This window comes from Rhizobium sp. BK060, from assembly GCF_014193145.1.
Classification (GTDB): Bacteria; Pseudomonadota; Alphaproteobacteria; order Rhizobiales; family Rhizobiaceae; genus Rhizobium.
In genome coordinates, this window is the sequence record NZ_JACHYW010000007.1 from 148,025 (window position 1) to 171,504 (window position 23,480).

General features: G+C 60.0%; 21 protein-coding genes and 4 pseudogenes. 13 read left to right on the top strand and 12 right to left on the bottom strand.

Going from position 1 to position 23,480, the window contains the following annotated elements:
• Positions 1-184 precede the first annotated feature (184 nt).
• From FHT71_RS10075 to FHT71_RS10100, 6 genes are all read right to left on the bottom strand, one after another.
• Positions 185-1,183: a hypothetical protein gene (locus FHT71_RS10075; protein WP_132591343.1), complete on the bottom strand. Its 999-nt coding sequence runs from the start codon at positions 1,181-1,183 to the stop codon at positions 185-187.
• A gap of 263 nt (positions 1,184-1,446) precedes the next feature.
• On the bottom strand, positions 1,447-2,520 hold the full coding sequence (locus FHT71_RS10080) for a lipocalin-like domain-containing protein (RefSeq protein WP_132591341.1): 1,074 nt from the start codon (positions 2,518-2,520) through the stop codon (positions 1,447-1,449).
• Entirely contained in the window at positions 2,510-4,921 is a 2,412-nt protein-coding gene (locus FHT71_RS10085) for an ABC transporter permease (protein ID WP_132591339.1), read from the bottom strand. Before FHT71_RS10085 ends, FHT71_RS10080 begins: the two co-directional genes overlap by 11 nt.
• Positions 4,918-5,574, bottom strand: a complete 657-nt coding sequence (locus tag FHT71_RS10090; protein WP_132591433.1) for an ABC transporter ATP-binding protein — start codon at positions 5,572-5,574, stop codon at positions 4,918-4,920. The genes FHT71_RS10085 and FHT71_RS10090 overlap by 4 nt, the downstream gene beginning before the upstream one ends.
• Positions 5,575-5,802: 228 nt before the next feature.
• Positions 5,803-6,051, bottom strand: coding sequence for a hypothetical protein (locus FHT71_RS10095; RefSeq protein WP_007787895.1), 249 nt, complete (start codon positions 6,049-6,051; stop codon positions 5,803-5,805).
• A 781-nt stretch (positions 6,052-6,832) separates the two neighbouring features.
• Positions 6,833-7,900, bottom strand: a complete 1,068-nt coding sequence (locus FHT71_RS10100) for a LacI family DNA-binding transcriptional regulator (protein WP_132591431.1) — start codon at positions 7,898-7,900, stop codon at positions 6,833-6,835.
• Positions 7,901-8,120: 220 nt separating this feature from the next.
• On the opposite strand from FHT71_RS10100, the gene FHT71_RS10105 reads away from it, so the two are divergent.
• The 6 genes from FHT71_RS10105 (at position 8,121) to FHT71_RS10130 (ending at position 14,979) form a co-directional block, all read left to right on the top strand.
• A complete protein-coding gene (locus tag FHT71_RS10105; RefSeq protein ID WP_132591337.1) occupies positions 8,121-9,074 on the top strand; it encodes a sugar phosphate isomerase/epimerase in 954 nt (317 codons plus the stop codon).
• A gap of 58 nt (positions 9,075-9,132) precedes the next feature.
• Positions 9,133-10,365: an ABC transporter substrate-binding protein gene (locus FHT71_RS10110; RefSeq protein ID WP_132591335.1), complete on the top strand. Its 1,233-nt coding sequence runs from the start codon at positions 9,133-9,135 to the stop codon at positions 10,363-10,365.
• Positions 10,366-10,437: 72 nt separating this feature from the next.
• The gene (locus FHT71_RS10115; protein ID WP_132591333.1) at positions 10,438-11,325 is read left to right on the top strand and encodes a sugar ABC transporter permease; all 888 of its coding nucleotides are present in this window, start codon (positions 10,438-10,440) and stop codon (positions 11,323-11,325) included.
• Entirely contained in the window at positions 11,325-12,209 is an 885-nt protein-coding gene (locus tag FHT71_RS10120) for a carbohydrate ABC transporter permease (RefSeq protein WP_132591331.1), read from the top strand. Before FHT71_RS10115 ends, FHT71_RS10120 begins: the two co-directional genes overlap by 1 nt.
• 4 nt (positions 12,210-12,213) lie before the next feature.
• Positions 12,214-13,296, top strand: coding sequence for an ATP-binding cassette domain-containing protein (locus tag FHT71_RS10125; RefSeq protein WP_132591329.1), 1,083 nt, complete (start codon positions 12,214-12,216; stop codon positions 13,294-13,296).
• 30 nt (positions 13,297-13,326) lie between these two features.
• Positions 13,327-14,979, top strand: coding sequence for a GMC family oxidoreductase (locus FHT71_RS10130; protein WP_132591327.1), 1,653 nt, complete (start codon positions 13,327-13,329; stop codon positions 14,977-14,979).
• Between the two features lie 270 nt (positions 14,980-15,249).
• On the opposite strand, the pseudogene FHT71_RS10135 reads toward FHT71_RS10130, so the two are convergent.
• Together FHT71_RS10135 and FHT71_RS10140 are read right to left on the bottom strand one after the other, a co-directional pair.
• Positions 15,250-15,467, bottom strand: a pseudogene (locus tag FHT71_RS10135) (transposase); the annotation flags it as partial.
• A gap of 76 nt (positions 15,468-15,543) precedes the next feature.
• A complete protein-coding gene (locus FHT71_RS10140) occupies positions 15,544-16,305 on the bottom strand; it encodes a DUF4157 domain-containing protein (protein WP_245505496.1) in 762 nt (253 codons plus the stop codon).
• A gap of 202 nt (positions 16,306-16,507) precedes the next feature.
• Between FHT71_RS10140 and FHT71_RS31570 the strand changes: the two are divergent.
• Positions 16,508-16,688: pseudogene (locus tag FHT71_RS31570) on the top strand (IS110 family transposase); the annotation flags it as partial.
• Here the strand turns inward: FHT71_RS31570 and FHT71_RS31575 are convergent.
• Both FHT71_RS31575 and FHT71_RS10145 read right to left on the bottom strand, forming a co-directional pair.
• A pseudogene (locus tag FHT71_RS31575) lies at positions 16,675-16,830 on the bottom strand (ATP-dependent DNA ligase); the annotation flags it as partial. The pseudogenes FHT71_RS31570 and FHT71_RS31575 sit on opposite strands and share 14 nt — an antisense overlap.
• Positions 16,831-16,962: 132 nt before the next feature.
• Positions 16,963-17,253: a DUF982 domain-containing protein gene (locus FHT71_RS10145; protein ID WP_132591325.1), complete on the bottom strand. Its 291-nt coding sequence runs from the start codon at positions 17,251-17,253 to the stop codon at positions 16,963-16,965.
• A gap of 185 nt (positions 17,254-17,438) precedes the next feature.
• Between FHT71_RS10145 and FHT71_RS10150 the strand changes: the two genes are divergently transcribed.
• The 5 genes and pseudogenes from FHT71_RS10150 (at position 17,439) to FHT71_RS31580 (ending at position 19,919) form a co-directional block, all read left to right on the top strand.
• The gene (locus FHT71_RS10150) at positions 17,439-17,765 is read left to right on the top strand and encodes a hypothetical protein (RefSeq protein WP_007787869.1); all 327 of its coding nucleotides are present in this window, start codon (positions 17,439-17,441) and stop codon (positions 17,763-17,765) included.
• 307 nt (positions 17,766-18,072) lie between these two features.
• Entirely contained in the window at positions 18,073-18,378 is a 306-nt protein-coding gene (locus tag FHT71_RS10155) for a hypothetical protein (protein ID WP_037081534.1), read from the top strand.
• 18 nt (positions 18,379-18,396) lie between these two features.
• Positions 18,397-18,474: pseudogene (locus FHT71_RS32320) on the top strand (transcriptional regulator); the annotation flags it as partial.
• A 230-nt stretch (positions 18,475-18,704) separates the two neighbouring features.
• On the top strand, positions 18,705-18,980 hold the full coding sequence (locus FHT71_RS10160) for a type II toxin-antitoxin system RelE/ParE family toxin (RefSeq protein ID WP_245505498.1): 276 nt from the start codon (positions 18,705-18,707) through the stop codon (positions 18,978-18,980).
• Between the two features lie 735 nt (positions 18,981-19,715).
• The gene (locus FHT71_RS31580; protein ID WP_132591321.1) at positions 19,716-19,919 is read left to right on the top strand and encodes a hypothetical protein; all 204 of its coding nucleotides are present in this window, start codon (positions 19,716-19,718) and stop codon (positions 19,917-19,919) included.
• A gap of 258 nt (positions 19,920-20,177) precedes the next feature.
• Here FHT71_RS31580 and FHT71_RS10170 read toward each other — a convergent pair whose 3' ends face one another.
• A complete protein-coding gene (locus tag FHT71_RS10170; RefSeq protein ID WP_132591427.1) occupies positions 20,178-20,900 on the bottom strand; it encodes a response regulator transcription factor in 723 nt (240 codons plus the stop codon).
• A 13-nt stretch (positions 20,901-20,913) separates the two neighbouring features.
• On the bottom strand, positions 20,914-22,152 hold the full coding sequence (locus FHT71_RS10175; protein ID WP_132591319.1) for a sensor histidine kinase: 1,239 nt from the start codon (positions 22,150-22,152) through the stop codon (positions 20,914-20,916).
• A 279-nt stretch (positions 22,153-22,431) separates the two neighbouring features.
• Here FHT71_RS10175 and FHT71_RS10180 point away from each other — a divergent pair, with 279 nt between their 5' ends.
• Positions 22,432-23,448, top strand: a complete 1,017-nt coding sequence (locus tag FHT71_RS10180) for an ABC transporter substrate-binding protein (RefSeq protein WP_132591317.1) — start codon at positions 22,432-22,434, stop codon at positions 23,446-23,448.
• Positions 23,449-23,480: the final 32 nt, after the last annotated feature.

The following is a 23,480-nucleotide window of genomic DNA, read 5'->3' on the forward strand; positions in this document are numbered from 1 at the left end:
TCGCCGGCGGTTTGGACGCGTACCGCGTCGCCATGGTGGTGGGTTTTGCCGAGACGAGCTGACGATCACCCATGAGAGCCGTTTGGGCGCAGATTTGGAAAACGGGCTCCCGGATTTTTGCCGCTGAGTGTCCCCGGAACGTAAGCCGCCCACGATGGGCCCTTTGCCTTGACGAGATCACGATTCACTCGGCCAACTCACCGTCGGACTTGGTCACCTCACTTTCGAGGTGTTCGAAGAGAAACGGATTGATCATATCCCAAGGTCCTCTGCGATTTTTCTTTATCACCGAAACGGCCTCCGCCAGCCGCTGCTCCGAAAAAGTCGAAAATTGGTCAACGCTCGAACATTCGCGGAGCAAACTATCAGCATTGCGTATCTCTTCTAGCTTCGGAGGCTGCGCTTGGTAGCCGACTTGAAGCTTTATGCTTTGAGAAGCCATCACCGGCAAATGCAACCTTCGATATACCGGAAGGGTCTGTGACATGATTTCATCCTGGATTATGCCAGCATCTAGGACGTACTCACTCGGAATATTGGCCTGTACATAGAACTTATGATCTTGCATGCAGTGCCCAAGCTTCAACATCGTATACGTGTATAGGCCCTGCGTGATCACGTTCCAATCAAGCCCCTGGAGCCAAGTCAGATCCCCTGGCTTGTAGCAGCCAACATTTATAAGACCGCCGACATAGTCGCCAGCAAAGTATCCACCGACCGTGGCCACGCCATACCAAAAGGTCTTGTTCGTCGCGACTGACCGGACGAACCGTATCCCTTCCAATCGATCACTCTGGAACGCTCTCCACGAAAAAAGTACTTCCCCGGCCGTTATCGCCACTGGAGCACCAGCGGAGAGACCATAGAGTTCTTTATCGCGCTCTGAAAACCATGTGATCATGGTCGAGGCAAGGGGGCTCGAGATCGGGTTGACGTTGTACTGCCGCGTAGCGACGTCATACTGAATCTGCGAATACTCGCCTTCACAACTATAGTTTATCAGCACTTTCCCTTGGTCATCAACAGATAGACTGAAGTATCCATCATCGATGTCTTTCAGCGGATTAGTTTTCCAGTCTCTTGACACCCTCACTGCGACGCCAATCGCGAACAGGGAAACGGAGATCGCAACGAATAGTAAGCAGAAGTTCAGGATTCTAAGGCGCTTAGCTCGATCAGACATGATGAACACCTCGAACTCCGGCAGGAAGTATCGGCACTATAATATATTTACCGTACACGAGACAGTTCGGCTTGAGAGGGTGATGGAGCAGCTTATTCTCGTTCAAGTACGTCAATCGCACGGCGCTGCTGGCCTAAGGGCCTGGACGAACAACACCTTCCCGGAATGCGCGACATGCAAGCGCACAAGCGCTGGCGGCCTCCATCATAAAGCAGGTGCGATAGAAACTGCCCCCATTACCTTCCCGCTACCCCTTGGTTGGGCTAGTACCCGGTCATCTCCAGGTAACCCCTGCCACTGACACTGCCCTCGAAGGAGATCGGGCCTTCCCAGTACGGGACGGACGTTGACATCCACGCATGATCGTTCAGAGGATGGGTGGTGACGTCAAAGCCGCGACTGGGAATCTGGACGTTCCAAGAAACAGGAATTTGACGCCCTGCGACTTTGGCGGTTCGCACGGGAACGATCTTGAGAGCTGCCGCCGGCAAAGGGTCCGGTCGCCCGTCGGCGGTGATCCAGGTAGCCGAGGTAAATCCCTCTCCATCATTTCGCAGACGGAAGCCCATGAGCTTCTCACCTGTATCGAGATGTAGCGAGAACCAGTCCCAACCGGTCTGGTCTTGCGCAAGCGGCTGTGACGACCACTCGCGGTCAAGCCAAGCCTTCCCCGTCACCTCTACATTCCCGGCCGGTAGCGAAAGCGAGCCGGTCACCGCATAGAACGGTTGCGAATAGTAGTAGCTGGCCTGTCCCTTCGCTGACTTCAGCGAATAGCCGTTATCGCCCTGTGGCACCAGCGGGCCTGTGGCCATTAGGCGGAGTTTGTAGCCGAATTCCTCTGTGGTCGCAGTCAGGCTGAGGTCGGCCAGTTGATCCGCTCCCGGGGCGGCATGTCCCTTCATCTGCCAGTCATCGATCCAGGCCGAGAACGGCGCCGCGACAACCCCAGCCTGCCCCACTCCCCCGCGTGAAATACGTTCTGCGACGAAGTGGTTCTGTGAAGTGGTGACGGCTGCGTGACCCATCCAGAGCTGTGGGCTCGACCACTCGTTGGCCTCACCCGGAGCAAGCGCTGACCGGAAAAGGGTCCACTGCGCTCCGTATTGGGTTCCGTCGGGGGCTTCAAGATTGGCCGTTAGATACCACCACTCTATCCGGAAGTCCGGATGTGGGCCGTGGTCGGCGGGGAAACGGAACGGTAGGCCTGGCTTCGGCACCGAAAACCCTTCGGCCGGCGAGCCAAGGTCACCAAAACCCTCGGAGGCCGCTTGGCTCCCGGACAAGCTGGCCATGGTCGTCACCGCAAAAGCGATCACAGTCGATCTAACGCTCATTGGCAAATACCTTCAAAAGTTCCGACGGTGCGAGTCCCGCCAGCCGGCGAAGCGGAATCAATACGGAAACGACCGCAGCGGCGAGCGCGACTAGACCGAGGCGAACCCACTCATAGGGAAAGATAGACATAGGCAGACGCCAGCCGAAGGCTTCGACGTTGACCACCGCCAGAAGCACCCACGCCAGCGCCAGGCCGAGTGGCAAAGCGGCAACAAATGTCGCCAGCCAGAGGACCAGCGTCCTTAGAATTTCAAGAAGAGCGAGATCACGTCTCGTAACCCCCAAGGCCCACACGGGCGCAAGCTGCGGGAGCCGCATTTCTGAAAGCGTGAGGAGGCTCGAGAACATAGCCAACGCTGCAACCCCAAGCGTGAATATGCTCAACGCGCCAGTAACCGAGAATGTGCGATCGAAGATCCGCCGTGACTGTTCCTTCAGTGCCGCTTGATCGACGACGTTATCCGGTGGTAGTCCGAATTCGTCCGAGAGCCTCGATCGTAGGTCCGCAACCTGATCAGGCTGGATCCGCAGACCGTAGCGCAGGCGCGAGACCTGCGGGTAGCGAGAGATCAGGGCGTCTATTCCGGTGATGACCTGGCCTTTTGGGTTTCCGTAGTCCGAATAGACACCGACAACCGCCGCCCTCCAGCCGCTCGCCAAATCCAGCTGATCGCCGATGCGGAGCCGCTCCCGCCTCCAGAACTGTTCGTTGACCAGCACCCCTTGACCAGACGCCACCCGATCCCAGACACCCGGCATGCCAACGATCAGGGGCCAGTGCTTCCTGTAGGTCGGATCGTCAACGACACCGAAGATCTGGATCGGCTGCCCCCGGATCTCGGCATCTACGCTGGAGATCGGCAACACCGATTCCACCTTCGTTGCGAGCCATTTCCTGAGCCTGTCTGCCTCGCCCTCGTTCCGGGCAGAAACGTAAAGCTCGGCGGCGAGACGTTGGTCGAGCCAGCCAACGAAGGTGAGCCGGAAGCTCGACACCATGGTTCCGACGCCAACGTTTGCCGCCAGCGCAAGAAGCAATGCCATGAGCGCAAGGGAAAGTCCGGGGAGCTGCTGCCGCGCGTCGGCCCAGAACCACGTGACCAGCGCACGCGACGACGCCCGCTGCATTAAGGTGAGGAATCCGGAGAGCACGGTGGGGAGAAGTAGCGACGCCCCGAGCAGAAGACAGCCAAGAACGCCAAAGCCCGCCTCGAGTCCTTCAGCCCACAGAAGAAGAGCTCCCGAGAGGGCTAGCAAAGCCGCTGCGGCCAGCACCTGAAACCGCCGCCCCGCTTGCCACGATCGCCCCCAGGTCTGGGGCTGGGCGGCCGCGAGCAAAGGCACCCTCGTCAAGCGCAACAGGCTCTGTGCCGACGAAACCAATGTTCCGGCCATCGCGATGGCAAAACCAGAAACCCACCACTCCGGACGCAGGGAAAGCGTGCCAGGCACACTGGCTCCGTAGAGTCCTTCGAGGGTCGCGGCCACTCCGGGGAGCAGCAGCGACGCGACCAGATATCCGATCGCGACGCCGACAGCCCCGGCAAAAAGCGCGAAAAGGACAAGCTCGCCGAGCAGCAGAGCCGCAAGCGCACGCAACGAAACTCCAAGGCAGCGAAGCGTCCTGAAGGTCGGCCGCCGTTGTTCGAAGGCGAGACCGATCGTCGAGTACACGATGAACAGCCCCACCGCGAAGGCGAGAAAACCGAAGGCCGTCAAGTTGAGATGGAAGCTCTCGGTAAGATGCTCGACGTCGGTTTGTGCATTCGGCTCGCGAACTGAGAGCGTTGGAACAAGCTTTTCAAGCGGCTCCAGACCGGATCGTTGGTTTTCGGCGATCACAATCCGACTGAGTTCGCCCTCTCTTCCTAATAGCTTTTGGGCCAAGCCGATGTCGATGAAGGCGGCGCCGTCCAGCATGCGATCCGAAACACGCAGTGCGAGATCCGTTTGTCCTCGCATTTTTTCCGCTGTACCTGGAGAGACGAACAGCATGCCCGGAGGCGTGATGAAGGAAAGCAAGTCTCCGGCATTTCCCAGGTCGACGATGTTAGTCTGGGCGGGCATCGTCAGTGGCTCGATGCCGATCACCCTTAACCGGGTGACTCCGAACCGATAGTCTCCCTCCAAAACTGGTGACACGTTCCAGCCCGCCCGTCTGAGCCGCACGAACGCGGACTGAGGAATCGAGCTGCCGTTTGGAGAAACCAGGTTCGCCAACCCGTTCTGGTCGAGCACAACCGCGGCGCGGGTGTAGCTCGCGCGGGCTTCTGCGTTGATCGCCTGCACTCCGGACCACAGGGCCGTCGCCAGCGCCAGGCCGGACAAGAGAGCGCCGAGCTGCAGCGGTCGTCGTCGCCAGTGGGACAGAAGTGCCGTGGCTGCGGTCCACATCTTCATTCGATCGTCCCGGACCGCAAATGCACCTGCCGGTCGAGCCTATCCGCCAGCCGTTGCGAGTGTGTCACCAGGAGCAGTGTCGATCCGGTTTCCTTCGACAGCGAGAGCATCAGTTCCAGGACAGCGTCTCCGTTGGCCTCGTCCAGGTTTCCTGTGGGTTCGTCCGCCAAGACCAAGCCGGGACGCGCGGCTAGGGTTCGTCCAATCGCCACCCGCTGCTGCTGTCCGATGGAAAGCTGCTCGGGATATCTGGTGAGCAATGTCCCGATTCCGAGGCGCGCCACGAGTTCATCTTCCCACGGCGGATCGTGGCGTCCCGCGAGCTTGGCGTGGAAAGCGATGTTCGCGGCCACGTCTAGTGACGGGACAAGGTTGAACTGCTGAAATACGAGGCCGACTTCTGTCCGCCTGTAGGCAGCACGTTCCCCGTCGTTCAGCTTGGAAATGTCTCGCCCCCCGATCGCGATCTCGCCTGAGTCCGGTCGCTCGAGGCCGGCTACGAGATGCAGGAGCGTGCTCTTTCCGCTACCGGACTCCCCCGTCAGGGCGACTCTGTCTCCCGCGCCGAGATCGAGATCGATCCCTCTCAAGACTTCAAGCCGCCCTTCGGCAGTCTCATAGGATTTCCTAAGATTGCGGAGAGCGATCACAATAGCGGCCAAGATTAGGACGATTGCACATATTTAACTCTCCACAGCCGCTTGGAAAGGCCTACGGTGAGGAGATGCGAATACGGACGTCGAACGTCAGGCTCTTCGCAAAACGGCTCGTCTCCCGAAGGATATAAAGCTGTTTTTGGGGCCGTCTTAGCACCTTTTCTGGGATGGGCTTGGAGCCATGGAGAAGCGGGGGCCGATGCCCCACTTGAAAAAAAGTCGACGTCACATGGCGTCGCGCGAGTCCGGTGATTGCGAACGTTGATACATCGTCAGCGCCCACTGCGTTCGAAGCACGTCCAGATACAAGATGTAAACGTCACCCTCGCTGCCCCTGACCTTGAAGTATCGGTAGTCGGCGCCATGCCACTGATCGAGGTTTTCGCCCACTTCGACCTGCCGGCCGTTGAGGTAGAATCGTCGGAGCTTTTCGACACCACCTTCGTCCACGAAGGTTTCGACCTGAACTTGCATGGCGCGCTCGCTGTTCTCTCGGCCGAAAGGCGGCGGAGCGCGCCTCCTGCCAGTCGAAGCGGGATCGTTCTTGGATAAATAGCTGAGGGTGGACGAGAAGAAAGGTGCACGGCGCCCCTCGCCGCATGTCTGGACGCTGTAGGACTGCTTGGGACGCCCTCCACCTGTTTTGCGCCGGGTTACGTGGGATGCCGCGATCGACATCAAACGGTGCGCCAACATCAATTGCAAGAGAGGCCATTCCGCCTATCTCACGAACGGTTCCGATCTGGAAAAAAGCCTTGCGACGTCTGCTGATCGTATCGATCCCGCGACCCGGCGAGTAAGGCCGGGGACAAGATAGAGGATCGCGGCCATCGTCACGACGCCAGTGAACCCGACATGCATTGCAAGCATTGCGGCGAGGATCGCGCTCAGCACCGCCGCACAGCCATTGATCCCCCACGCCTCATCAACAGGCAATTCGGGGTCTATTCTGTCTGAAGCAGCAACCACGATCCCGTTCCGCACCCACTCCCGCCGTTGCGGGAAGACGATCGAGCCGATCAGCGAGAGGCGTTCTCCAGTCAGACATGCCCCATCGAGACCGCAGTGGGCACGCCTTGCACTGAGATTAAAGAGATCGAGAATGGCATCCAGGCGGGCTGCTATGCGGCCAGCGATAGCCTCGCACCTTCAGGTGAGCCTTCATGTCGAATGGGCCTTTTTGCGCGAAGATGCGTATGCGGGACCGCTGGCGGTGCCCGCTTCCGGTCGCTGCGCGACTCCATCGATACGAGCCTTATGTGGGTGCAGTCATGCTCTCACGCTGAATAAATCGGCTGCGGATGACATTTCGCATCTTTGGCTTTTGCTCCGATCGGCCAATGGCTGCCAGCAAGAGTGCGACCGCCGCCTGCCCCATTTCCTCTACCGGCTGCTCGATTGTTGAAAGCGGCGGCGAGCAGAATGCGCAAACGGGCGAACCGTCGAAGGAGACGATAGAGAGGTCGCCCGGGATCGTCAGGCCAAGACGTTGCATCCGGCTCATGAAGGAAATTGCCATATCGTCGCTGGTCGCGATTACCGCGGTCGGTTTATCCGCAAGATCAGCAAAATCACCAGCCGCTTGCACCCCGATGTCGAAACCTTGCTGATAATCCAGATTGCCGCCCGATCGGACCACGGCAGATTCTGACAATCCTGCTTCCTTCAACGCCTCAATGACGCCACTATAACGCTCGACGTCGTGATAGTTGCCCTTAGGGCCGGCAAGGTAGAGAAAACGGCGATGGCCAAGACGGATAAGGTGGGCGGTCACTTCCCGCACAGCCTCGCGGTCGTTCGTCACCACGCTCGGCAATCCCACATCGCTCATATCGAGCAGCAAGGAGACAATCGGCAGGCTGGCATTCGCAAGAGATCGTCCGTCGACCTCGGGCAGTTTCGACGATAGGATGATGGCGCCGCGAACGGTGCCGCCAAAGGCCAGATCGAGAATGTGCCGTTCCGACTCTACGTCACGGTCCAGGTTGGCAATCATCAGATTGTAGTCGTTCTGGATTAGAGCTTTGTTGATGCTTTGCAGCACCTGCGGGATGATCTGGGACACGCCGTAGTAGAGCGACCCCGGCAGAATGATCATGATGATGTTTGACTTGCCAACCCTCAAGCTGCGGGCCATGGCATTCGGTGTATAACCCAGTTGCTTGGCAGCCGCATCGATCTTGCGGCGCGTTTTTTCATTGACTCGTCCAGGATTGGCGAGCGCGCGGCTGACTGTCGATATTGCCACGCCCGCCAGGCGAGCGACATCCGCCATCAAAGGTCCTGATTGCTCTTCCACCGGCATAGCTTTGTTTCTTTTCACTTTTTCACTCTCATCCCGATGCCTGTCGCGCCGAATCCTAAGGCACTCGCGATCATTTAGCAAACGATTGCCAAAAACCACTTGCATAAAAAAGCGACTTGTCTAGTATCTGAGCACGGCAAACGATTGCCAACTGCAGAGCATTGAAATCATTGTGAATTACTTGCTGCGGATACCAGTTCGGCAGCCGACCCCCTGTGCCTGGAGAGCGGATAGCGTCATGACCTCAACCGAACGGCTTCGCTTTGGTGTCGATCTCGTCACCTTTTTCCACACCGATTTCTGGGGCGTGGAGGATTATGACGGCATCGTCGCCTTAGCCCGTAGCGAGCCGCGCGCCTTCTGGGACAAGATTCTCGATGCCGTACAAGCCTCCGGCGTCACCGGCGTCGAACTCACCTTCTCGCCCTTCAACTGGCAGGATGCGACGAAGACCTACGGTTCGGTCGAAGCATTCGCCGCCGAACTGTCCAGGCGGGGGTTGACGCTGGCGAGCGGTTTCTTCGCAGAACTCGAGGCGGCCGGCGATTTCACCGAAGCCGGAGCCCAAGCCGCCATCATCGAAAAGGCCGAGAAATACGCCGAATTCCTCAAGGCCTGCGGCAGCGACATCATGGTCATCGGCGCGCCGCTGCGCCAGACGCTTGGCGCCCAGCCTGTACGGTTTTTCGATTTCGAGCAGGCGCGCAAGATCGCCGATTTTCTCAATCGGCTCGGCGCGGTTCTCCACGCCAAGGGTGTTCGGCTGGCGCTCCATACCGAAGCCCATTCGATCTTTGCCGCCGCGCGCGATGTCGACCTGCTGATGCTGCTGACGGACCCGGCCTATGTGCATATGTGCCCGGACACGGCGCATATCATCGTCGCCGGCTCCGATCCGCTGCAACTCGTCGATCGCCATCATGAGCGCGTCATCATTGCCCATTGGAAGGATGCGCTCGGCCCGATGCCGGCCGACACGCCGATCGACGAACATATCCATGATCGCCACCGTCCCTATTTCTGCGGCTTCGGTCTCGGCCGTGTCGATTGGCCGGGCTGGATCAGGCTCTTGCGCGACCGCAGCTACGAAGGTTGGGCCATTCTCGAGCTGGACGCCGCACCCGACCCCGTCGACGACATCGCCAACGGGCTGACCCTCGTACGGCAAGCACTTCTGCCGATCTATCGCTGATATCCATGAACCCAAGACCATAGCCCCGCCAAGAGGGCTTTCTCAAAGAGGTGGAACGATGAAAGACACGATGAAACTCTTCCTGCTGGGCGCTGCGCTCTCGATAACCGTCGCCCCCGTTTACGCCGAAGACAAGCCAAAAGCCGAAGTGATGACCTCATGGACATCCGGCGGAGAGGCGGCGGCTCTTGATGTCATCAAGCGGGAGTTCGAAAAGCGTGGCGGGGCCTGGAAGGATTCCTCCATTGCGGGCTTCGGCGCAGCCGATGCCGCCTTCCAGAACCGCCTGGTTGCGGGTGATCCGCCCACCGCCAAACAGGCGGTCATCGGCCTTGCCAATGCCGATTTCGTCAATCAGGGCCTCCTGAACCCGATCGACGACGTCGCCGAAGCCGGCAAATGGACAAATGCCCTGCCGAAGTCGATCGCCGATCTCGTTTCCTACAATGGTAAGGTCTATCTTGCACCGACCGGTGCCCACGGCGAAAGCTGGGTATTCTATTCCAAGGAGGCCTTCGCCAAGGCGGGCGTGAGCGAGGAACCGGAGACCTGGGACGAATTCTTCACTGCCCTCGACAAGCTCAAGGCTGCCGGCGTGCAGCCGGTCGCCTGGGGTGGCCAATCCTGGCAGGAATCCAAGGTCTTCAATATGATCCTGCTCACCCAGGTCGGCATAGACGGCTTCCTGAAGATCTATGTCGACAAGGACAAGGACGAGGTGTCGACCGAAGGCGTGAAAAAGACGCTCGACATTCTCGGAAAGCTGCGGGCCTATGTCGATGAAGGTGCACCTGGCCGCAACTGGAACGACGCCACCGCCATGGTCATCACCGGCAAGGCGGGCGTGCAGTTCATGGGCGACTGGGCCAAGGGCGAATTCATCGCCGCCAGCAAGGAGCTGGGCAAGGACTATGGCTGCATGCTCGCGCCGCAGTCGCCGGGCATGGTCTATGTCGCTGACGCCTTCTCCTTCCCGAAGATCGCTGACGCAGCCTCCCAGAAGGGCCAGACCCTGCTTGCCGAAATTGCCATGGACCCCACCGTGCAGGTCGAATTCTCGCTCAAGAAGGGTTCCGTGCCGATGCGCACCGACGTCGACCAGTCGAGCCTCGACGTCTGCGCCAAGAAGGGGCTGGAGCTGATGAGCGCAGGCAAGATCGTGCCGGACCAGGCGCTGATCCTTTCGCCGCAGCAGGCCGGCGCGCTCAACGACTACGTTGATGAGTTCTGGACCAACCCTTCCGAGGACAGCACCTCCGGCGCCGAGAAATTCTTCGCGATCTTCGAATAGGGCCACGTGGCAGGCCGATTGGAAAGAAGAACGCCGATCGGCCCTGCACATTCCGTTTGAGAAAGTTTGCTCATGCAAGCCAGGCGCAGACGTTCCCCTGCCGCGACCATCGCGCTCCTGCCGACATGGATCGCAGCGATCTTCATCTACATCGGCACCATGGTTTGGTCCGTGAGGCTGTCGTTCACGGATTCGACCATCTTTCCATCATCCAACTATGTGGGCTTTGCCCAATATGCCAAGCTGTTCCGGACGTCGAGATGGCTCGCATCCCTGGAAAATGTCTTAATTTTCGGCGTGCTCTATGTTGCCGGCTGTCTCGCCCTCGGCTTCGTGCTGGCGGCCTCGCTTGACCGCAAGGTGCGCTTCGAAGCGGTGTTCCGCACCATTTTCCTCTATCCCTATGCCATGTCCTTCGTGGTCACTGGCCTCGTCTGGCAATGGATGCTGAACCCGACCTTGGGCATTCAGGCAAGCGTCAGGGCGTTGGGCTGGCAGAGTTTCGTATTCGACTGGATCGTTAGTCGCGACATGGCGATCTATACCGTCGTCTTCGCCGGCGTCTGGCAAGGGGCCGGTCTCGTCATGGTGATTGCGCTCTCCGGCATGCGCGCCATCGGCGAAGAACAGTGGAAGGCCGCGCAAATCGACGGTATCCCAGTCTGGCGCATCTATCTGTCGATCGTGCTGCCGCAGCTCGGTCCCGCGCTTGCGGCATCGGGGATGCTACTCTCCATGGGCGTGATCAAGACCTATGACCTCGTCGTGGCCTTGACTGGCGGTGGGCCGGGCAATGCGACAGAGGTGCCGGCGAAATTCATCATGGACAATCTGTTCGAGCGTCAGAATCTCGGTCTGGCAAGCGCCGGCGCCACGGTGCTAGTGCTCTCCGTCATCATGGCTGTCGTCCCGTTTCGTTATGCGCTCTCCATGCGCGCCAGAAGAAGGGGGGCGCACTGATGGCCACTCTTCACGCCCGCGGGCCGAAACCCTCGCGGCTCACCATCGGCCGCATCGGACTATACGCCTTCCTGATCCTTGCGGCGCTGTTCTTCCTGCTGCCGCTCTACACGATGCTCGTCACCTCCTTGAAGACGATGGAGGAGATCCGTCAGGGGCGCATCTTCGCCGTGCCTGAAATCATCGGTTTCAACGCCTGGAAAACTGCCTGGTCGGGGGCCTGCATGGGCACGCAGTGCCTGGGCGTGCGCATCGGCTTCTGGAACTCGGTGAAAATCACCGTGCCGGCGGTCGCCTTTTCCGTCTTCATCGGCGCGATCAACGGCTATGCGCTCTCCTTCTGGCGACCGAGAGGTTCCGGCCTGCTGTTCGGGCTTCTGATGGCCGGCGGCCTGATCCCCTATCAGATCTTCCTCTATCCCTTGGTGCGCCTGCTTGCCAATCTGAGCCTCTACAACTCCGTGGCGGGCGTCGTCCTCGTCCATGTCATTTTCGGCCTGCCCTTGGTCACGCTGCTGTTCCGCAACTATTTCGTGGCGATCCCCGAAGAGCTCTGCAAGGCCGCTCGCGTCGACGGTGCCGGCTTCTGGCGCATCTTCCTCGAGATCATGCTGCCCATGTCGGTCCCGATGGTCGTCGTCGCCTCCATCTTCCAGTTCACCGGCATCTGGAACGACTTCCTGATCGGACTGGTCTTTGCCGGGCGGGACAATCTGCCGATGACGGTTCAGCTCAACAACATCGTCAACACGACCATGGGCGAGCGCGCCTACAATGTGAACATGGCCGCCACCATCCTGACCGCCGTCGTTCCGCTCGCCATCTATTTCTTCTCCGGCCGCTGGTTCGTGCGCGGCGTCGCCGCCGGCGCAGTCAAGGGATAATGCCATGCAGCCTGCCGTCTCCGTAAAGGACCTCAAGATCGCCTATGGCGATCACACCGTCATCGAAAAACTATCCATCGATATCGCGCCACGCGAATTCCTCGTGCTGCTTGGGCCGTCGGGTTGCGGAAAATCGACGCTACTGAACGCCATCGCGGGGCTACAGGACATTACCGACGGCGAGATGTGGATTTCCGGCAAAAATGTCACCTGGGACGAGCCGAAGGACCGCGGCATCGGCATGGTCTTCCAGTCCTATGCACTTTATCCCCGCATGACGGTCCGCAAGAACCTGTCCTTCGGCCTGCGTGTCGCGGGCCTGCCCAAAGCCGAAATCGACGCGCGCATCGCCCGCACGGCTTCGCTTCTGCATCTCGACACGCTGCTCGACCGCCGGCCATCGGAGCTGTCCGGGGGCCAGCGCCAGCGCGTCGCGATCGGTCGCGCCCTGGTGCGGGAGGTGGACGTCTTCCTGTTCGACGAACCACTCTCCAACCTTGACGCCAAGCTGCGCAACGAATTGCGCGTGGAGATCAAGAAACTGCATCAGAGCCTCGGCAACACGATGATCTACGTGACGCACGACCAGGTCGAGGCGCTCACGCTTGCCGATCGCATCGCCGTCATGAAGGACGGCGTGATCCAGCAGTTCGCCACTCCGTCCGAAATCTACCATCGCCCGGCCAATCTCTTCGTCGCAGGCTTCATCGGCGCGCCGGCGATGAATTTCATCGAGGGGAGGATCGTCGTCGACACCGGCACGCCCACCTTCGAAAGCAACGGGCTGAAGATCAATCTTTCCGGCTATCCCTTGCTGACCTCCATCAAGGCAGGCCCCGCCACGCTCGGCATCCGGCCGGAACATCTCGCGCCCGACGGCGCGGAAAGGGGGTGGCCGACCATTCCGGGCACCGTCTCCGTTGTCGAGCCTATGGGCGCCGACACGGTGATCTGGTTCGACTGGGCCGGCGACAGCCTGTCCAGCCGGGTGATGGGCGATGTGACTTTTGTACCGAACACGCGGATCGCGCCTGGTCTCGATATTGCCAAGGCCTCTCTTTTCGACGCCGACGGCGTCCGCCTCTAGCACCGCTTTCAGATCATACGGAAATTGCTCATGTCTCAGACTGTCTACGATGCGTTGGTGATCGGCTCCGGCGCAGCAGGCTCCTTCGCCGCCAAGGAATTGACGGCACAAGGCCTGTCGGTGCTGCTGCTCGAGGCAGGCCGTGCCGTGACGCACGATGACTTCGATCCTGCTCGCAAGAAAGCACCGGCCAGCAGCATCAATATCTGGGAGCGGGCGCGCGCGACGATTAAGGGGCAACCCATCCAGGCACGCGCGGCCTTCTTTACCGAACGCTTCAGCCATTTCTTCGTCAACGACCGGAAGAACCCCTATACGACGCCGAGGGATGCGCCGTTCCTGTGGATTCGGGGCCGTCAGGCTGGCGGGCGCCTGCACAGCTTCGGCCGTGTCTTGCTGCGCTGGACCGATGATGATTTCAAGATCAAGTCGCGAACCGGCAAGGGAGTCGACTGGCCCATTTCCTACGACGAGCTCGAACCCTACTACAACGAAGTCGAATCCTGCCTTGGGCTCTATGGCAATGAGGACGGCGTGGAGACCTTGCCCGACGGCGTCTATGCGCACCCCGCGGGGCTGACGCCAGCCGAAGAGATCTTCAAGGCCGACGTGGAGGCCCGTTGGCCAGAGCGGCGCGTTGTCTCCTGGCGCTATGTCGCTCCCGACGCCGAGCGCACGCCGAAGCCCTTGCGAGAGGCGCAGGCGACCGGCCGCCTCACCATCCGCCATAACGCCATCGTACGCCGGATCACGACGGATGACGGAGGCGGCCAGGCGGCCGGTGCGGAATTCATCGACGCCGTGACGGGCAAAGTAGAGATTGCCCGTGCGGCACTGGTGGTGCTTTCGGCATCACCCATAGAAAGCGTCCGGCTGCTTCTCAATTCGGTATCCGCCAGACATCCCGAGGGACTGGGCAATCGCTCAGGCACGCTCGGGCGCTATTTTATGGACCAGCTTCCCTGTCTCGCCTTCGGCTCCTTCCAAAAGGCCAAAGGCTGGGCCCATGATGCTTCCGCACCGACCGATCCATTCTATAACCCCTCAGGGGGCATTTTCATTCCGCGTTTCGGCAAGAATGACCCCAGCCGCGGCGATTTCGATTTCCAAGGCAGCGTGGGGCGGGCACCGACACCGGACAATCAGCCGTCCCGGCTCGCTTTCTTCGGTTTCGGCCGCATGCTGCCCTATGCCGACAATCGCATCACGCTCGATGTCAGGCGCAAGGACGCCTGGAACATTCCCGTTCCGCACATACGCTGCGCCATGCACGATGAGGAACATGCCCTGCTGGCGCAACAGGAAAAGACCATGATCGACCTGGTACATACCGTCGGGGGTGAACTGGAGTTCATCGGCTCCCCCGCAGGCCTCAGAGAAATGGGCCGCGGCGCCTTTCCCGATGCCGATCCGTTCAGCCGCTTCATGTTCCGCAGATGGTTCGGCAAGACCATGTGCATGGGAGCGGCGATCCACGAAACCGGCGGCGCGCGAATGGGGGACACCCCAGAGAATTCGGTCCTCAATCCCTACAATCAGCTCTGGGATGCGCCAAATGTCATCGTCGCGGACGCCAGCGCCTTTCCCGGCAGCGGCATCGCCGGGACAACACTCACGGTCATGGCATTGACGATCCGCGCCTGCCGGAATCTCATTGACCAGCACCGAACAGGTCGCGTGTAGAAACTATTTGGCGACCAAAGTGCACTTCTGCGCCTTGAAGGGATCTGAACCGCTGCCCCACCTTGATCGAACCGGCCGTCGCCCTCGCGACATGGTGTTCAACGACTCGGTTGTTTTCACATCGACCAGAGAATCGAAAGGGGAGCGGCGTGCAACTTCTCTCCAAACGGGGTCACGCCAATTCGAACCCGGCGCCGACCCCAGCCGCGGCCGACATCGATACGCCAGAATCGAGCCTGATCCGAGCCGGCATCTTCGGCCGGAACCGTGTTATGTCGCGCCAATCAGGCGGGCTTGAAGAAGATCGAGCTTTACGTGTCCGTAGATCCGGCGCTTTGCCGGCTTGAGCTTGGTAGTCTGCCCCTCGGTTTGTCCATTGGACCATGGTGAGACGATCGCTGCCCAGACTGCCTGTATATCTTTCGCCACGCCATTGCCAAAGGAGGAAACAGACTGTCGCGGGCACGATCGATCCACGACACGAGCTGGCTTTCTGCCTTGCGCCGGATCATCAGATGGAAGTCGGGCGGTCCTTGACGCGACCTGGGATATCCGCAATTTACCTCAGTCATCTCTGGAGCCTGAGGTACATTCGGTCGGGATGGTGAAATGCTTCCCTCGGCGGATATTCCCGAGAAATGCACTGGCTTTGCGGGATTGTAGCCAATTGCAAAAGCCATAGCCTTTGGCATACGCGGGATTTTCGACAGCTCGCCAATTCCGTGCATATTGAACTGCAAAACCATGTACCCCCCAGTCTCGGAACTGGTCGACATGTGTGAGTTCATGCGCCCAAGCGGAGACGTTAGCGGCCGCCTTAGCTTCGCGAAACACAACTACGTCGATCAGCGTGACCGCGTCTGCAAAGCCTCCCTCTAGCAGGAGAGCAAGGTTTAGAGAGCCGCCGTTGCCGATCTTGTACCGGACACGGTTCATCGAGTCTTCGGTCGCGTAGCCGGTCAGTTGCTGTCGAATATAGGGAGGGATCGGCATTGATCCGCTGATCGCGTTGTTACGACTCCACACAATAGCTTTTTCCAGCATTGGCCCAGTCAGAACATCGGCTTGCAGCTCATTGAGAGCGGCGGCGATGCTGTTAATGGTGTTCGCGACTGCATTCGATGAGTCTGGAATGCCTAAATCCATCAGCACAGGATCACTGCTGTCCACACGGTTATGCTTTGAGGTGAAACTTGGGCTAGCAGTCCCCTCGCGGGCAAACGTGTTCGACGACGGCACGAGCGTCCAGAACAAGATCGCGATAGAGAAGATGATGGAAAGGCCGAGTTGGGAAATTGTCGCGGTTGTGGTTCGGTCAATTGGCATAACCAGGTCCCTCGGCCGATATCCTATCATACCGACTGAATAGCGAAAATAAGCAAGATCGACGCAAAAGCGCTCGAAGAGGCGCAGTTGAAGCCGCATTAGGACTTCGCGACGCACAATCCTTCGTCCAACTGATTACCGCACAATTGCTTGGCATTGATCGCGTGCGATATCCAACATTCTCGGCAGCGACGCGGCGCGGGATTTGCGGCGGCTGCTCATCGTTGGAGCCACGACCGTCGTCCGCTGGGCGAGGCGACGCGGCGCGCCGGGCTGGTACCTGGCTGGCAAGAATGCTTCTGACGAAACCGCCAAAGCTGATTGCAGTCGCTCAGGCCAGCAAATTGGCGCGTATCGCCTGGGCTCTCATGGCCCGCGGGGGCGCAGCGCAAGACCCGGCTCGTTACGTGCTGGCATCGGGTCGAGCGGACGTTTCGGTTGCGCTGGATCACAACGTTTACGCGGGCGCGAACGAATGGGCGCATCTGCGCGCGGCAATGGTTTGGAGCGCGGAAGTGTGGCGATGTATCATCGTCACGAAATGTAAAGGAGAGTTGTTTTGCTTGAGAGCCTCGATGGTGAGGCGTATTGTCCGCGCGTTGCCCGCTCTAGGGCACTGCTCATCAATCTGGGCCCTGCCCTTGTGGGGCTCTTTTTTCAGCTCGCTCCTCGCGACTCGGCAATATCATCCGGCGAGATGTGAAGCCGAAGCTCAGGGGCAGCTATCACAAGGGCTGCCCAGGCATCGGCTGCCTCCACGTGAAATTCAAGAGATTCCATCGAGGTCATAAGCGCACGATGGAACGACGGCGCATTCGACCAACTCCATTGGTGGCTCAGGAGCATGGCGGCGAGATCTCCGACTGTATCAGCGTGTCGATAGCGGCCGGTGTTGCCTTCAAATTCGACATCTATCGGGCTGATATAAACGGGGACCTCGCCAGCCACGCCCCCAATCTCCCTTGGCAATCTTATAAATTAGTAAATTGCCGATCCGTTTTGTCCAGTGCAATGAGCTGACTGAACGCTTGACTGCCCCACAGAAAAGAACAAAATAGGAACATTATGAGTGATGGCTCGCGGACTGGTGTCCGATGGAGGCCGTCGTCACGCAAGAATGGAGGTCCTTACTTATGCTGATGCGTCTTCCAAAGCGGACCACGGATGCAGAAACAGCTTTTAACGATTGGTGGACTGCGCAGTCCAAGGAATTCAAGGGAAGCCATGACAAGGGCGACCTGCAGCGAGGCTTCAAGGCGGGGTTTGCGGCCGGTCGTAGGAAGAAGGTTCGCCGCTTTACCTTCACGGCGGGGAAAATGAGGGTTACGGTGTGGGCCGCGAACCAAGGAACAGCAAAGGCGCTGGCATCTCAGGAAGCAGACAGGAGAGCAGCCGCGGTTGGGATTTCCCCACCACGAGCCGGTTGGACACTGCGTTTGGTCGCGAGCGCCGGACCATGAGCCGTGGTAGGCAGGAAGCAGCGGATATCGCTGAAGCGCTTGGGAACCATTTCAAGGAGCAGGTCGCCGACACTGAACGAGCAGCAGCCTAAAGCGAAGATTGTCTGCTGGTAGCTTGCGCTCCTCTGTCCTCGGCGGAGCTGTGCGTCGTGGTCAGTAGTGCCGTTTTGCCGATGCTCAAGAAACCCACCCGATCTCTTGATCGGACAATCAATCGACAGATGATGGGTCGTGCAAAGTTTGAGTTGACCGTTTTCGATGGCAAGGCGACACTTGCAACCTGCAGCAAGGCAGGAGGAAAAGAATGATGGACGAGCCAGACCGCTGGCGCCACATGGCAAGCGCGCCGAAAGACGGAAGTCGGATCCTCGTCACGATCTACCCGTCCGAACAGGGGCCGGCAGCCGTTGACCTCGCGTATTGGTCGAATGGCGATCAGTTCGGTGCAGAAGGCTGGCGCGCCTCTGATTCCTCACCGGGCCGCATCATTGGATACGCCGAGCCGGAATTGAAGTGCTGGATGCCGATGCCCTCGGCCAATCTCAATCGCACTTCGATGCCCTCACCCTGGGAAGGCGACGACGCCCTGCAGCTCGACGGGTCAGGAATTTAAGAACGCGCGCCGCTTGCTTGCCTCTCTGTTCCTAAGGCACTGACGCCAAGCGCGATCAAGGCGCTGCGCGAGAAAAATCATGTGAGTCAGCCAGTTTTGCGGCATCAGGTAGCAAAGACCACCGGAGGGCATCGACCGCGGTCCAAGTTCGCGCTCGACGATGGCAGAGGTGAAAGCTGCCGCGCGCCATCGCTTTGAATCTCCACGACACGAACGCTAACTGTGCTTTCGATTGTCCACACGGATCGTGCCGATGAAGACCAAATCGAAATCTGGTCCTACATGCTGTTGAAAACATAGTCGCACCAGATCGAGTTCTCGATGCGATTGAGGCCCGCTGGCAGCATCTTGCACGACACGCTTACTCGGGCGTGGCGCGCGACGATATCGCACCGGGTATTCGGTATCTGGTCTCAGGCGAGTATCTAACTCTTTATCGGCTCACCGGCGGCGCAGTCGAAATCATCCGAGTGCTGCACGGGCGCCGAAAGATCTCCCCCAAGTCGTTGTTTAAGGGCTGGCCTCGTAGCGGCGAGCTTACCGGGGCACTTCAGCTCGAACACTGCGCCGCGCGGACCAACTCGCATCTCCGTCATGAATGACGTCGCCTGGAGTGGCACGTCGATATCGTGGCCGACGAGCACGATTGGCCGTTAAACACCGCGATGTCCGAGAAGCAGGAGCTTGATGTCGCAGGCCATGCTCCATTGTCGTAACCTCCAGCCGGTTTCGATGAGCAACCTGCATCCCGATAATCCGAGGCGATCACGCCGAAGCCTCTCTTTACCAGAAGCGGCGTGACCTTGCGCCACAGATGGCTTGTCTGCGGGAAACCATGAACCATGGAAGGCCGCTTTTGGCCTGCCTCCCTCCGTCCGGAGACGCAACGTCACGTCATCCTTGATGGTTGCGATGGCAGGCGAGAGATCATGCGAGAGTTACCCCTTGCCTCTCGCCTATCAAGAGCAGCTGCAGCTTCAGCTGGCTACCCGCCTCCGATCTTTATCGGACCGAAAACCGAACCCGCCTGGCGATGCGTTCTTGCGACATGAGTTGCACGACAGGCTCCACCACGGGAAACGACTGTCAATTCGGCAAACCGATCATCGGTCTATCGAACGCGTTGTCATCCAATCGTTCCTGAGCGAAGGGAATGATTGACCACTGCCACTTCCCCCAGCCGCAGAAATGGACGCCGCTGCAAGTTTTGGGATCGGAAGCTAACGACACGCAGCGCGTAAGGCATTAGAAAAGAAGCATAATAGCGCATGGCAAGAGGCTGAGTGCATGACGAATGCACTTGTGGTGCAACAAGGCAAACCGTGAGGGGCGCATCAATGAAAGCTATCCGTCTGATAATGCGAGCCGCGAATGATCCCTGCCGAGCTCTTGATCGCGAGGAGGTACTCGCGGCGGCGTTTCGCGATTTCGTGCAAAGGACCCTCGCGGCGGGGTGGAATGAACCGGAGGTCGCCCTGACTTTGGCTGATATCGCCGATGACTACGTCATGGCACTCGCTCGGCGGGCTGCGGTAAACTAGTATCAAGTACCGACGCGCGTCGCGGGAAGCGAGCGCGAAGACTGCCGCAACCCTTCGGCTCTCCCGACTGCCGCTTAGCAGATCTGCAGAGCGGCAGTCGGATCTGGCAGCGTAGGAAAAGGTTCACGCACTGGTCAGTACCATTTTACTTGAGAGCAGCCTACTCCCGGGCGACGGCTGCCGGGCCTGATCCACGAGCAGTCATTCTATGCAACGGCGGCCACGACCCGAAGCTGCGCGTGAAAGCAGCTTCGGGGACTACTTTCCGTCAAGCCACTCCTGCAGTTCTGCCTCAGCCCGCTCCAGAGCGCTGTAGTTCAGGAGTTTGCGCAGGAAAGCGACGGTGACGGCGCGGGCGCGGAGATTGAAGCGGCCGTCCTCATGGTCATCGCCGGCGCTCTGGTAGACGTCGAGCTTGTCGTAGAGTTGCTGCAAGCGGTTCTGCACGCTGCGCAGCGAGAGGCTCCGACGTTTGGCGATGGCCCGGTCCGTGAGACCCAGCGCGATATCGACGAGGATCTCGTATTCGGAATCGGTGAAGCCGTTCGTCTGGCCGAGGCTCTTTTGCTGCAGGCCCCGCACCTCGCGGTCGATGACGCACTGGCTCTCGATGAAGATCGAGCGTAGCGCAAGCTTCAGCCGCTCGTCGGAGGCAGATTTGAGCACATAGCCATAGGCGGCGCCGTCCGGCACGATGCGGGAGACGCCGCGCACATAGGCCTCGTCCGAGTAATTCGACCAGAACAGGATGCGGGTCTCCGGCCGCTCCTTCCAGATCGTGCGCGCCGCCTCGATGCCGTTGCGGCTGGCCATCTGCAGGTCCATGACGATATGCGCCGACTTGTGGTCGCGGGCAAGCTTCTCGCCGACGGTTCCGTTCTCCGCCTCGATCACCGTGTCGCATTCTGGCAGGGCAGCGTTGACCGCCTCGTGCAGATAGGACCGGTGCAGCGGGTCGTCCTCGACGATCAGAACCTTCATCATGCCCCTCTCCTCAGTTTGGCCCGCTCGCCGGGTCGTGCGGCACGAGCGGCAGCACGACCCGCACAACAGTCCCGCGATTGTTGTGACCTGGCCCGGTCGTGAAGCGCGCCGAGATCAGCCGCGCACGGGTCTTCATGTTGTCGATGCCTCCGCCAATCCGTCCCCGCGCCTTGGCGAGCCCGGTCCCGTCATCGGAGACTTCGATCGACAGCCGTTCGTCGTCGGCCCCGAGCCGCACCATGATAGCCAGGGGGGCGGCATGACGCACCGCATTGTTGATCGCCTCCTGCGCGATCCGGAATAAGGCAATGCTGACGGTCGGCTCCAGTCGCTCCAGCGCGCCATTCGTCTCGTCGACGAGGCCCCATTCGATGCCCGATCCCGTGTCGCGGGTCGATCGGTCCAGATGATGCTCGATCGCTTGGGAAAGGCCGAAGAGCTGCAGCACGGAGGGTTTTGCCTGCTCGATGATCTGCCGCAGATCCTGCATGCAATGCTGGAGAGAACGTGACACGGGCTCCAGCGCCTCGGGCGCAACCTCGCCGTTGCGCGACAGCCGATCGATCCGGCGGGCGAGCCGTGTCAGGTCGGCGAGCGTCTGGTCGTGCAGGTCCATGCCGATCCGCTGACGCTCCTGCTCCAGTGCTTCGGTAAGCTTCAGCGCGCCTTGCCGCAACCCCTCCTCGCGGGCGCGCGCCTCCGCCTCCACGATGGCCGACCGTTGGGCCTGCTCAGCCGCCTGCAGCGCGAAGAAATAGGGCGTCAGCAGGTCGGCGATGATGCGGGCGCGTTCGATATCCTCCATTGTATAGACGCTCGCCCTTTGCGATGAACAGGAGAGCGCCGCGATGATCGTGCCCTGCACCTTCATCGGTACATGCAAACGGCTCCTCAGCGACTGTTCGACGATCGGCCGCTTGAATGCGCCCTCGAAGTGGAAACGCGGGTCCGTCATGGCGTCTTCCGCCAGGAGAAAGTCCACCTCGCCCCAGAGCAGCGAGCGGATGGGGCTGTTGACCACAGGCGCACCAGCAAGGTCGCCCCAGGCGGTCTCGATGCCAGTCTCGTAGGCCGTGTGATAGTTACCGTCCTCAAGCAGCACACAGACATCGAGATGGTCGTGCGGGATGATATGGGCGACCTCGGCCGCGACGGAACGGATGGCCGAGCGGAAGTCTAGCTGGCCCGCGAGCAGCCGGGAAATGCCGAGATAGTGGTCGAACATGGCTGCGGGTGCGAGATGCAGCATCGTCAGTTCCTCCCCGAGATGGCAGGCTCCTCAACCCGCCGCGATCGCTTCGCAGTAAGCGCCAGCGGAAGCGCCGCCGTCTTGCGTAAACCCGCAGCTTGTTAGGCAAAACCCGCAAACGACTTGCCGCCTTGCCCCTGTACAGGCCGGTCGATCTCCCGCATCCTGCCCTTACTGAGAGGAGGATGCTCAGTGCAAGAACAATTTTCACTCGAACCCGATTGGGCGAGGCAGGAGTGAAGCGATCCGCCGACCGGCGCGATCATGAGGGAGGAAGACATGACAATTCGTAAGATGCTTCTGGCATCGGCCGCTATCGCTTGCGCCGCGATGCCCATTTCCGCCTTTGCCGACACGTCGGCCAAGAAAATCGCCCTTTCCAACAACTATGCCGGCAACTCCTGGCGCCAGGCGATGCTGACGAGCTGGGGCAAGGTGACGGGTGAAGCCGTCAAGACCGGCGTCGTTGCCAGCGCCGATCCTTTCACCACCGCCGAGAACCAGGCGACGGAACAAGCCGCGCAGATCCAGAACATGATTCTGCAGGGCTATGACGCGATCGTGCTGAACGCCGCCTCGCCGACGGCGCTAAACGGCGCGGTCAAGGAAGCCTGCGACGCCGGCATCACCGTCGTTTCCTTCGACGGCATCGTGACGGAACCCTGCGCCTGGCGCATCGCCGTCGACTTCAAGGAAATGGGCCGCAGCCAGGTGGAATACTTATCGAAAAAACTCCCGGACGGTGGCAACCTGCTCGAGATCCGCGGCCTTGCTGGTGTCTTCGTCGACGACGAGATCTCGGCGGGCATTCACGAGGGCGCCAAGCAGTTCCCGCAGTTCAAGGTTGTCGGTTCCGTTCACGGAGACTGGGCGCAGGACGTGGCGCAGAAGGCGGTTGCAGGCATCCTGCCGAGCCTGCCCGATATCGTCGGCGTGGTGACGCAGGGCGGCGACGGTTATGGTGCCGCACAGGCGATTGCCGCGACCGACCGGAAGATGCCGATTATTGTCATGGGCAACCGCGAAGATGAACTGAAGTGGTGGAAGGAGCAGAAGGACGCGAAGGGCTATGAGACCATGTCCGTGTCCATTGCACCCGGTGTCTCCACGCTCGCCTTCTGGGTCGCCCAGCAGATCCTTGACGGCAAGCAGGTCAAGAAGGACCTCGTCGTGCCCTTCCTGCGCATCGACCAGGACAATCTCGAAACGAACCTCGCCAATACGCAGGCCGGCGGCGTCGCCAACGTGGAATACACGCAGGCGGACGCAATCAAAGTCATCGAGTCGGCAAAGTAAATCTCCCGGCGACTGCCGCGTGCCGCAAATGG

Coding starts and splice junctions, on each gene's coding strand:
- FHT71_RS10075 (WP_132591343.1), bottom strand. CDS start 1,183: ATGTCTGATCGAGCTAAGCGCCTTAGAATCCTGAACTTCTGCTTACTA.
- FHT71_RS10080 (WP_132591341.1), bottom strand. CDS start 2,520: ATGAGCGTTAGATCGACTGTGATCGCTTTTGCGGTGACGACCATGGCC.
- FHT71_RS10085 (WP_132591339.1), bottom strand. CDS start 4,921: ATGAAGATGTGGACCGCAGCCACGGCACTTCTGTCCCACTGGCGACGA.
- FHT71_RS10095 (WP_007787895.1), bottom strand. CDS start 6,051: ATGCAAGTTCAGGTCGAAACCTTCGTGGACGAAGGTGGTGTCGAAAAG.
- FHT71_RS10105 (WP_132591337.1), top strand. CDS start 8,121: ATGACCTCAACCGAACGGCTTCGCTTTGGTGTCGATCTCGTCACCTTT.
- FHT71_RS10110 (WP_132591335.1), top strand. CDS start 9,133: ATGAAAGACACGATGAAACTCTTCCTGCTGGGCGCTGCGCTCTCGATA.
- FHT71_RS10115 (WP_132591333.1), top strand. CDS start 10,438: ATGCAAGCCAGGCGCAGACGTTCCCCTGCCGCGACCATCGCGCTCCTG.
- FHT71_RS10120 (WP_132591331.1), top strand. CDS start 11,325: ATGGCCACTCTTCACGCCCGCGGGCCGAAACCCTCGCGGCTCACCATC.
- FHT71_RS10125 (WP_132591329.1), top strand. CDS start 12,214: ATGCAGCCTGCCGTCTCCGTAAAGGACCTCAAGATCGCCTATGGCGAT.
- FHT71_RS10130 (WP_132591327.1), top strand. CDS start 13,327: ATGTCTCAGACTGTCTACGATGCGTTGGTGATCGGCTCCGGCGCAGCA.
- FHT71_RS10140 (WP_245505496.1), bottom strand. CDS start 16,305: ATGCCAATTGACCGAACCACAACCGCGACAATTTCCCAACTCGGCCTT.
- FHT71_RS10150 (WP_007787869.1), top strand. CDS start 17,439: ATGCTGATGCGTCTTCCAAAGCGGACCACGGATGCAGAAACAGCTTTT.
- FHT71_RS10155 (WP_037081534.1), top strand. CDS start 18,073: ATGGACGAGCCAGACCGCTGGCGCCACATGGCAAGCGCGCCGAAAGAC.
- FHT71_RS31580 (WP_132591321.1), top strand. CDS start 19,716: ATGAAAGCTATCCGTCTGATAATGCGAGCCGCGAATGATCCCTGCCGA.
- FHT71_RS10170 (WP_132591427.1), bottom strand. CDS start 20,900: ATGAAGGTTCTGATCGTCGAGGACGACCCGCTGCACCGGTCCTATCTG.
- FHT71_RS10175 (WP_132591319.1), bottom strand. CDS start 22,152: ATGCTGCATCTCGCACCCGCAGCCATGTTCGACCACTATCTCGGCATT.
- FHT71_RS10180 (WP_132591317.1), top strand. CDS start 22,432: ATGACAATTCGTAAGATGCTTCTGGCATCGGCCGCTATCGCTTGCGCC.